This window comes from Rhodoplanes roseus (assembly GCF_003258865.1).
Taxonomy (GTDB): domain Bacteria; phylum Pseudomonadota; class Alphaproteobacteria; order Rhizobiales; family Xanthobacteraceae; genus Rhodoplanes; species Rhodoplanes roseus.
This window is the reverse complement of the sequence record NZ_NPEX01000219.1, coordinates 1-9,967: the sequence shown is the minus strand read 5'-3', so window position 1 is coordinate 9,967 and position 9,967 is coordinate 1. Positions and strand designations below refer to the sequence as shown.

Sequence of the window (9,967 nt, the reverse complement as noted above, 5' to 3'; positions counted from 1 at the left end):
GTCCCCCTCCCCCCGCGACAGCGGCGGGGAGGGGTCAGGGGTGGGGGGAAGCGGCGCCTGCCGTCGGGCGCCGGAATTTCCGGATTGTCTCGGTCAAAGCTTTCGCTCTCCGAACCGCCGCGGTCGCCCTGATCGTCCTCGGCGTGCTGCTGCGGCCCAATGCGGTGTTCGCGGCGCCGGTGCTGATCACCTATGCGCTGTGGCCGGGTCGCTTCGCGCTGAAGCGGGCGGTGCTGCTTTACATACCGACCGGCGTCGCGCTGTTCGTCGTCATGCAGCTCGTCTATTATGGCGCGCTCGGCGCGGCGCGCGAGCATCCGGTGCAGTCGCTGGCCGTGTTCGATCTCGGCGGCATCACGCATTTCTCCGGCGACGTGCGGCTGCCCGGCGACTGGACGGCGGAGGAGCGTCGTCGCCTCGTCGGCGACTGCTACGATCCCTACCTCTGGGACGCGTATTGGTACGGCCGGCCCTGCGCCTTCGTGATGGAGCGTCTGGAGCGCCGCGACGCGGTGTTCGGCACCGACGTGATCACGACCGCCTGGCGTGACGCCGTGCTGGCGCATCCGCTCGCCTGGCTCGCCCACCGTGCCGCCTTCACGACGCAGTTTCTGCTGCGCGCGAACTTCACCCTGTGGGTGTTCGATCTCGACGACAAGACGCGGCTCGCGCTGCCCGACAATCCTGCCTTCGCGGCCATGCTGGCCGTGCACGATCGGCTGAAGCCGACGCTGCTGTTCCGGGCTGGCGCCTGGCTGTTCGCCTGCGTCCTGGTCGCCGCTTTCGCCTGGCGCCGCCGCGACACCGCGGCGGGCGCCTATGCGCTGGCGGTGTCGGGCTCCGCCGTCCTCTATGTCGCGAGCTTCGCGGTGCTCGGGGTGGCGGCGGATTTCCGCTATGCGTGGTGGGCCGTGCCGGCCGCGCTCACCGGCGGCGCGGCGTTGCTCGCTCGTCGCGACGCGTAATCGTCGTCCCGGCTGTGCCGGCTTGCGGCACGATTCGTGCGGTGGTTGACGGCGGACCGTGCCGGCACCTTGCGGCCGTTTGCATTGGCGCGCCCGAGGGTCGATAAATGGCCGGCCGCCCGAGCCCCGGGCGAGAGACGTCGTGACCGACGACCCCCGATCCATGAGCACCCCGTTGTCCCCGCGGGCCGTTCCGGCCGCCGAACTGCCCGAGCCCAGCGCGGCTGCCACGCCGGCCGGCGTCGCGCGCCCCGACGCCGCGGCGGAATCGACGAAGACGCGCCGCTTGGCGCTGCTTGCGCTGCCCGACCTGCCGCTGGTGCGGCCCGGGGACGATCTGGCCGGCCTGCTGGCGACCGCGCTCGCCGCCGGCGGCGGCGTCGAGCCCGGCGACGTGCTGGTGCTGGCCCAGAAGATCGTCTCCAAGGCGGAGGGCCGCTACGTCGATCTCGCCGCCGTGGTGCCGTCGGCCGAGGCCGAGCGGCTCGGCGTCGAGACCGAGAAGGACGCGCGTCTCGTCGAGGTGATTCTGCGCGAGTCGCGGCGCGTGGTCCGCCATTCGAAACACGTGCTGATCGTCGAGCACCGCTGCGGCTTCGTGATGGCGAATGCCGGCATCGACCGCTCCAATGTCGACCCGGTCGAAGGCAGCGATCCGGTGCTGCTGCTGCCCGAGGACGCCGACGCGTCGGCGCTCCGGCTGCATCACGCGCTGTCGGCGCGCCTCGGCACACCGCTCGCCGTGGTGATCAGCGACAGCTTCGGCCGGCCGTGGCGGCAGGGCACGGTCGGCGTCGCGCTCGGCGCCGCGGGCCTGCCGGCGCTGCAGGATCTGCGCGGCGAGCCCGACCTCTACGGCCGCCCGCTGCGCGTCACCGAGACCGGCTTCGCCGACGAGATCGCGGCTGCCGCCTCGTTGCTGATGGGGCAGGGGGCGGAGGGCCAGCCGGCCGTGCTGGTGCGCGGCCTCGCCTTCGACGGGCCGCCGCGCCCCGCCGCGGATCTGATCCGCGGCTCCGGCGAGGATCTGTTCCGCTGATGGCCGCGACCGGCACCGTGGTCGCCCTCTCGGGCGGCATCGGCGGCGCCAAGCTGGCGCTCGGCCTGTCGCGAAAGCTGCCGCCCGGCTGTCTCACCGTGGTCGCCAATGTGGGCGACGACTTCTCGCATCTCGGCCTGCACGTCTCGCCCGACATCGACACGCTGGTCTACACGCTGGCGGGTCTCGCCGATCCGCAGCAGGGCTGGGGCCGGGCCGGCGAGACGTGGAGCTTCATGTCGGCGCTCGCCGGGCTCGGCGGGCCGGCCTGGTTCCGGCTCGGCGACGGCGATCTCGCCATGCACGTGATGCGCACGCACCGGCTGGCGCAGGGCGTGCCGCTGTCGCAGGTCACGGCCGAGATGTGCGCGTCGCTGCGCATCGCGACGCGAATCCTTCCGGCCAGCGACGATCCGGTCCGCACGCGGGTCAAGACCGACCAGGGCTGGCTCGACTTCCAGGACTGGTTCGTCGGCCATCGTGCCGCCCTCACGGTGCGCGAGCTCGCCTTCGCGGGGGCCGAGCAGGCCCGGCCGCTGCCGGCCGTGCTGGAGGCGCTCGCGGCGCCCGATCTGCGCGCCGTGGTGATCTGCCCGTCCAACCCGCTGATCAGCATCGAGCCGATCCTGGTGGTGCCGGGGATGCGCGAGGCGCTCGCCGCCTGCCGGGCGCCCGTCGTCGCCGTGTCGCCGCTGATCGGCGGCCGGGCCGTGAAGGGGCCGACCGCCGCCATGATGACGGATCTGGGCGGCGTCGCCACAGCGGCCGGGGTGGCCGCGCGGTATCGCGATCTTCTCGACGGCTACGTGATCGACGAGGCCGACCGGGCGATGGTGAACGAACTCGACGTGCCGGCGATTGCCACCCGAACCCTGATGCTGACGCTCGCCGATCGCGAGCGTCTGGCCGAGGCGGTGCTGGCCTATGCGGGCCGGCTGCGAGAGACGATGCGATGACCTCCTCGACGAAACTCTGCGCCGTCGTTCCGATCAAGGGCATGATCGGGGCCAAGCAGCGCCTCGCCGACGTGCTGTCGCCGGAGGAGCGCAGCGCGCTCGCCATGGCGATGGCCGAGGACGTGCTGGAGGTTCTGGCGCAGGTGCCGGAGCTCGCCCGCGTGCTGGTGGTGACGGCGGACGCGACCGCCGCGGCGCTGGCGCGACGATACGGGGCCGAGCCGACCGAGGCGCACGCGCTCGAGGGCCACACCGGCGCCGTGACGGGCGCGGCGAACCGGCTGGTGACCGAGGGCTTCGGCATGATCACGCTGCCGGGCGACCTGCCGCTGCTGGCGCCCGCCGACGTGAGCCGCGTGATCGCGGCGCACCGCGCCGCGCCGGCCTTCACGATCGCCCCGGCCCGCGACTTGCAGGGGTCGAACGCGATCGTCATGTCGCCCGCCGACGCCGTGCCGCTGCGCTTCGGCGCCGACAGCTTCTACCCGCATCTCGACGCGGCGCGACGACAAGGGATCGAGCCGACCGTGGTCGAGGTGCCCGGCATCGGCTTCGACATCGACGAGCCGCACGATCTCGCCGCCTTTCTGGGCCGCAATGCGCGAACGCGCGCCGGTCGGCTGGTGGCGGACCTCGGTGCGGCACTCGCGGCGCGTCTCGCCCGATACACGCAAGGCGAGGCGCTGGAGACCATGGAGGTGAGACGATGAACGGGGCCCTCGATCTTCTGGCGCTGGCGCGCGCCCCCCGACCGCTCGCCGACGACGAGGCGCTGCTGCTCGCCGCCATGGAGCCCGGGCCGGCGCTGATGCGGGCCGCCGCGGCGGTGCGCGACGCCGCCTTCGGCGACCGGATCACCTATTCGCGCAAGGTGTTCATCCCGCTCACCCAGCTCTGCCGCGATTCCTGCCACTACTGCACCTTCGCGCACCCGCCGCGGCGCGGCGAGGCGGCCTATCTGTCGCCCGACGAGGTGCTGGCGATCGCCCGGGCCGGGGCGGTGGCCGGCTGCCAGGAGGCGCTGTTCACGCTCGGCGACAAGCCGGAGCTGCGCTACCGCGCGGCGCGCGACGAGCTCGACCGGCTCGGCCATGCGACGACGCTCGACTATCTGTTCGCCATGGCGGATCTGGTGCGGCGCGAGACCGGCCTGTTGCCGCATCTCAATGCCGGCACGATGACGGCCGACGAGATCGCCCGGCTGCGCGCCGTCTCGGTGTCGCAGGGACTGATGCTGGAGACCTTGTCGGACCGGCTGATGCAGCGCGGGCTGCCGCATTTCGGCTCGCCCGACAAGCAGCCCGAGGTGCGGCTCGCCACCATCGCGGCGGCCGGCGCGGCGGCAGTGCCGTTCACGTCCGGAATCCTGATCGGCATCGGCGAGACGCGGCGCGAGCGCATCGACAGCCTGCTGGCGCTGCGCGCCCTGCATGCGGCGCACGGGCATCTGCAGGAGATCATCGTCCAGAATTTTCGCGCCAAGCCCGGCACCCGGATGGCGGATCATCCGGAACCGGACGCGGCCGAGCATCTGTGGAGCGTCGCGGCGGCGCGGCTGATCATGCCGCCGGACGTCACGGTGCAGGCGCCGCCCAATCTCGGATCCGGCTATCTGCGCGCCCTGATCGCTGCCGGCATCGACGACTGGGGCGGCGTGTCGCCGGTGACGCCGGACCACGTCAATCCCGAGAAGCCCTGGCCGCATCTCGAGGCGCTGGCGCGGGAGACCGCGGCGGGCGGCAAGGTGCTGGTGGCGCGGCTCGCCGTGCATCGCCGCTTCATCGCCGAGCGGGCGCGCTGGCTCGACAAGGGCCTGCACACCGCGGTGCTGCGGGCGAGCGATTCGGAAGGATTGGCGCGGGTCGAGACCTGGACGCCGGGCGCCTGCGCGGCGCTGCCCGCCATGCCTGCGATCGGGCCGCGCTCCGGCTCGCTGTCGCCGATCCTGTCACGCGCCAGCCGCAGCGAGGAGCTGGGCGAGGCCGACATCGTGGCGCTGTTCGGGGCGCGCGGCGAGGCCTTCGCCGAGGTCTGCGCGGCGGCCGACGGGCTGCGCCGCGAGGTCAACGGCGAGACGGTGAGCTACATCGTCACCCGCAACGTCAACTACACCAATATCTGCTCGTACCGCTGCAGCTTCTGCGCGTTCTCGAAGGGCAAGACCACCGAGCATCTGCGCGGCAAGCCCTACGAGCTGGAGATCCCCGACGTGGTGGCGCGCTGCCGCGAGGCGTGGGCGCGCGGCGCTGTCGAGGTCTGCCTGCAGGGCGGCATCCATCCCGACTACACGGGCGCGTTCTATCTGGAGCTCTGCCGTGCCATCAAGGCGGAGTTGCCGGATCTGCATATCCACGCCTTCTCGCCGCTGGAGACCTTCCAGGGCGCCAAGACGCTGGAGCTGACGCCGGCCGAGTATCTGCCGATGCTGCGCGACGCCGGCCTCGGCACGCTGCCCGGCACGGCCGCCGAGGTGCTGGATCCCGAGGTGCGGGCCATCATCTGCCCCGACAAGGTGACGGTCGAGCAGTGGGTGAACGTGGTCGAGTCGGCGCATCGAGCCGGGCTGCGCACCACCGCCACCATCATGTTCGGCCATGTCGACCGGCCCGAGCACTGGGCCCGCCATCTCCTGCATCTGCGCCGCCTGCAGAGCCGCACCGGCGGCATCACCGAGTTCGTGCCGCTGCCCTTCGTCGCCATGGAGGCGCCGATCAATCTGCGCGGCCAGTCGCGCCTCGGTCCGACGTTTCGCGAATCGGTGCTGATGCATGCGGTGTCGCGGCTCGTCTTCCACGGGCTCATCCACAACATCCAGACCTCGTGGGTGAAGATGGGCACCGAGGGCGCGCAGTATTGCCTGAACGCCGGCGCCAACGACGTCGGCGGCACGCTGATGAACGAGAGCATCACGCGCGCCGCCGGCGCCGCGCACGGCCAGGAGATGACGCCGGCGGCGCTCGAGGCGCTGATCCGCGGCATCGGCCGCACGCCACGCCAGCGCACCACGCTCTACGGCACGCCGACCACCGAGCGCACCGCCACCTCCCACGCCGCCGCCACCCTGCCGCCGCTGACCACGGCGGTCGCCGCGGCGCGGTAATCGAATCCCTCCGCTCATTCCCACGGAAGCCCCCGCGCGTCTCCGTTCTGATTCACCGAGACGCACGGCCCCTTCTGCCCTCTCCCCTTGCGGGAGAGGGTGCCCTCGCGCCAGCGAGGGCGGGTGAGGGGCGTGCCATAGATGCCGAGTTTGCGGGGCCCCCCCTCACCCGTCTCGCATCGACCTCCGCGCGAGCCCTGATACCGGCGCGCTCCGCGCAGGCGTATAGGACTCTACCGTCCGGCCGGATCGTCTCACCCTGGGGCCGGAGGGGGATTCCAAAAATGGTGTCAGGATCGGTATCGATCCTCTTGCTGGCGCTCGCGGTCGTGCTGATCGTGATTGCCACCGGCAAGTGGAAGGTCAACGCGTTCGTCGTCCTGATCGTGATCGCCTTCGCCTACGGGCTGGCGATCGGCATGCCGGCGCTCGACGTCGTCAAGGCGGTGCGCGAGGGCTTCGGCGGGACGCTCACCTATATCGGCATCGTGATCGTGGCCGGCACGATCATGGGCTACATCCTGGAGAAGACCGGCGCGGCCCTGGTGATGACGCAGGCGATCCTGCGCGTGGTCGGGCGCTCGCGGGCGCCGCTCGCCATGAACATCGCGGGCTACGTCGTCTCCATCCCGGTGTTCTGCGACTCGGGCTACGTGATTCTCACGCCCCTCAACAAGGCGCTCGCCGCCGAGACCAAGACCTCGATGGGCGTGATGGCCGTGGCGCTCGCCACCGGCCTCTACGCCACCCACACGATGGTGCCGCCGACGCCCGGTCCGCTCGCCGCCGCCGCGACGCTCGGCGCCGACCTCGGCCTCGTCATCTTCTACGGTATGATCGTCGCCATCCCGTCGTCGCTCGCCGGCCTCGCCTGGGCGCTGGTGTTCGGCCGGAAATACGACATCTCGCCCGGCGTCGAGGAGAGCTACAGCGACCTGCTCGCCAAGTACGGCAAGCTGCCGTCGACCTTCATGAGCTTCCTGCCGCTGGTGCTGCCGATCGTGCTGATCCTGCTGAAATCGGTCGCCGATTTCCCGACCCGGCCGTTCGGCAACGGGGGCGTGCGGGTGTTCTTCGACTTCATCGGCGATCCGGTCACGGCGCTGATGCTCGGCGTCGTCGCCAGCCTGTTCCTGGTGCCCCGCAAGGAGCTGTCGGTCGCGGTCGACAGTTGGATGGGCCAGGGCATCAAGGACGCCGCCATCATCCTGGCGATCACGGGCGCCGGCGGCTCGTTCGGACGCGTGCTCGCCGCCTCGCCCATGAAGGACTTCATCGGCACCAACATGGCGCATCTGCCGCTCGGGCTGTTCCTGCCCTTCGCCATCTCGGCGGCGCTGAAGACGGCGCAGGGTTCCTCGACGGTCGCCATCATCACCACGGCGGCCATCGTGGCGCCGCTGCAGCCGGTCCTCGGCTTCGACCCGGCCATCGCGGCCGTGGTGATCGGCGCCGGCTCCATGGTGGTGTCGCACGCCAACGACAGCTACTTCTGGGTCGTGTCGCAGTTCTCCAACATGCCGGTGAACACCGCCTACAAGCTCTACACCTCGGCCACCTTCGTGGTCGGCGTGGTGGCGTTCCTGTTCGCCTATCTGCTGTCGCTGGTCGTCTGACCGGCGGTCGACGCACTCTGTGGCGGGCGGCGCCTCGTGTCGCCCGCCCTCCCACCCCGTCATGCCCGCGCTTGTCGCGGGCATCCACGTCTTCGACGATACTTGGCCGCGGATTCGTGGATGGCCGGGACGAGCCCGGCCATGACGAGGGACACTCACGATGCTGAAATCGCTCTTGCTGCGGGCCTGTGAGCGCATCGCGCTCAACGCCATGGCGACGGCGCGTTACGACCGGGCCGAGCGGTGGCTGCGGCGCATGCAGGGCATCGAGGGCGAGACCCGGCGGGTGCTGCACAATCTCGCGCTGGCCCGGCTCGCCCAGGGGGACGCCGCCGGTGCCGAGGTGCTGCTCGAGCGGCTCGTCGACCGCGACGGCGAAAGCCCGGCGGTGCTGCGGGCGCTCGCCGAAGCCGCCTATCTGTCGGGCGACCGCGACAAGGCGCGCACCCGGCTCGCCGCCGTGCTGGCCGATCCCGACTGCGCCGACCGCACGCTGCTCGGCCGCCGCCTCGCACTGTGCGAGGACGCCGGCGCCCACGCAAAGGCGATGGCCGGCAAGCGCGACTTCGCCGAGGGCAACCGCAAGCTCGCCGCCGGCGACAAGGACGGGGCCCTGAACGCCTTCCGCCGGGCCGCCGAGGCGGACCCGACCGACTTCGTCGCCCTCAACAATCTCGGCACGCTGCTGATGAATCACGCCGGCGACCGCGTCGCCGCGGCAAAAATCTTCGAGCGCGCCGCCGCGCTGTCCGACCAGCCGGTGCTCCGCCGCAACCTCGCGGCGGCGCGCGAGCGCGGCTGAGCCGCGGCGCCGGCTTCGTTCCGGGCAACGAAACGCTTCTCCGGCACGGGGATCCTGACGCAGACTGCGTCGCCCCGCCGACCGGAGACCTTTCATGCGCGCTCCCCCGTCCCGCCGCTCCCCGTGCCGTCGCGTCGCGTTGCTTCTCCTCACGGCCCCGCTTCTGCTCGCGCTCGCCGCGCCGGCGGCCGCGCAATCGCCGGCCGCATCCGCGTCCGCGTCGTCCTGGCCGAAGGACAAGCCGGTCCGGGTGATCGTGCCGCTCACGGCGGGCAGCGCCACCGACGTCGTCGCCCGCACCGTGTTCGATCAGGTCGGCCGCCAGCTCGGCCAGACCTTCGTGATCGAGAACCGGCCGGGCGCCGCCGGAAGCATCGGGGCCGCCGTGGTCGCCAAGGCGGAGCCGGACGGCTACGTGCTGCTGGTCTCCTCGTCGTCCCACACGGTGCTGCCGTCGACCCATTCGAACCTGCCGTTCGACGTGGCCAAGGACTTCGCCGCCATCGCGCCGCTCGCCAGCATCCCGACCGTGATGGTGGTGTCGCCCCGCAAGGGCTTCGCCTCGGCCAAGGACTTCGTGACGGCGGCGAAGGCGAAGCCGGGCCAGATGAGCTACGCCTCGGGCGGCATCGGCAACTCGACCCATTTCGCCGCCGAGCGGTTCCGCCTCGCCGCCGGGTTCGACGGCCTGCACGTGCCGTTCAAGGGGGCGCCGGAGGCGCTCTCCGAGGTCTTGGCCGGCCGCGTCGACTTCTACTTCTCGCCGGTGCCGCCGGCGCTGTCGCTGATCCGCGACGGCCAGCTTGAGGCGCTCGCGGTGTCGAGCGCCAAGCGCTCCGAGGTGCTGCCCGACGTGCCGACCACGGTGGAGCTCGGCCTGCCCGACTCCGGCTACGAGTTCTGGATCGGCGCCTTCATGCCGGCGGCGACGCCGCGCCCGATCGTCGAGCGCCTCGCCCAGGAGGTCGCGACGGCGCTGGCCCGGCCCGAGGTGCGCGAGCGCCTCGCCAAGATGGGCGCCGAGGAGATGCCGATGGAGCCGCGCGCCTTCGACGCCTACGTCGCCAAGGAGATCGCCGACAACGCCGCCCTGGTGAAGGCGACCGGGCTGAAGTTCAACTGAGGGGGGGAAGCCCCGGGTCCGGACCGTCGTGATGTTCGGAGACGCTCGCTCTCACCCCACAGTCTTCAGCCAGTCGATCAGCAAGGCATTGAAGCGGTCGGGGTCCTCGACATTGGGCAGATGGCGGGCATCGGCGAAGGCGTGGTAGCGGCCGCGCGGGATCAGGGCGGCGAGGCGCTCGTTCTCCTCCGGCGAGGTCGCCGGATCGTCGACGCCGCAGACGACCAGCGCCGGCGCCGTGACGCGGTGGAGGTCGGCCGTGAAGTCGAAGCGCGACAGCGCCGCGACGGCACCGCAATAGCCGTCCGGCGTGGTCGCCGCGACGGTCGCGCCGATCTCGGCGAAGCGCCGCGGCCGGCGCGCCGC

Annotated in this window: 9 protein-coding genes; 8 read left to right on the top strand and 1 reads right to left on the bottom strand. The window is 71.9% G+C overall.

Annotated features, from left to right (window positions below):
• From CH341_RS23325 to CH341_RS23290, 8 genes are all read left to right on the top strand, one after another.
• A partial coding sequence (locus CH341_RS23325) for a hypothetical protein (RefSeq protein WP_210208569.1) occupies window positions 1-965 on the top strand: 965 nt, incomplete at its 5' end.
• Between the two features lie 163 nt (window positions 966-1,128).
• Complete coding sequence (gene cofE, locus CH341_RS23320; protein ID WP_111421383.1) at window positions 1,129-2,004, top strand: coenzyme F420-0:L-glutamate ligase; 876 nt, start codon at window positions 1,129-1,131, stop codon at window positions 2,002-2,004.
• Complete coding sequence (gene cofD, locus CH341_RS23315; RefSeq protein ID WP_111421382.1) at window positions 2,004-2,960, top strand: 2-phospho-L-lactate transferase; 957 nt, start codon at window positions 2,004-2,006, stop codon at window positions 2,958-2,960. The genes cofE and cofD overlap by 1 nt, the downstream gene beginning before the upstream one ends.
• Window positions 2,957-3,670 (top strand): 2-phospho-L-lactate guanylyltransferase, encoded by a 714-nt coding sequence (cofC, locus tag CH341_RS23310; protein WP_111421381.1) that lies wholly within the window; start codon window positions 2,957-2,959, stop codon window positions 3,668-3,670. The genes cofD and cofC overlap by 4 nt, the downstream gene beginning before the upstream one ends.
• Window positions 3,667-6,060, top strand: coding sequence for a 5-amino-6-(D-ribitylamino)uracil--L-tyrosine 4-hydroxyphenyl transferase CofH (gene cofH / locus CH341_RS23305; RefSeq protein WP_425376206.1), 2,394 nt, complete (start codon window positions 3,667-3,669; stop codon window positions 6,058-6,060). The genes cofC and cofH overlap by 4 nt, the downstream gene beginning before the upstream one ends.
• 284 nt (window positions 6,061-6,344) lie before the next feature.
• The gene (locus CH341_RS23300; RefSeq protein WP_111421380.1) at window positions 6,345-7,676 is read left to right on the top strand and encodes a GntP family permease; all 1,332 of its coding nucleotides are present in this window, start codon (window positions 6,345-6,347) and stop codon (window positions 7,674-7,676) included.
• A 160-nt stretch (window positions 7,677-7,836) separates the two neighbouring features.
• A complete protein-coding gene (locus tag CH341_RS23295; RefSeq protein WP_111421379.1) occupies window positions 7,837-8,478 on the top strand; it encodes a tetratricopeptide repeat protein in 642 nt (213 codons plus the stop codon).
• A 94-nt stretch (window positions 8,479-8,572) separates the two neighbouring features.
• On the top strand, window positions 8,573-9,601 hold the full coding sequence (locus CH341_RS23290) for a tripartite tricarboxylate transporter substrate binding protein (RefSeq protein ID WP_111421378.1): 1,029 nt from the start codon (window positions 8,573-8,575) through the stop codon (window positions 9,599-9,601).
• Window positions 9,602-9,652: 51 nt separating this feature from the next.
• Here the strand turns inward: CH341_RS23290 and CH341_RS23285 are convergent.
• Window positions 9,653-9,967 (bottom strand): alpha/beta fold hydrolase (locus tag CH341_RS23285; protein ID WP_146604586.1); only part of this gene is annotated, 315 nt, incomplete at its 5' end.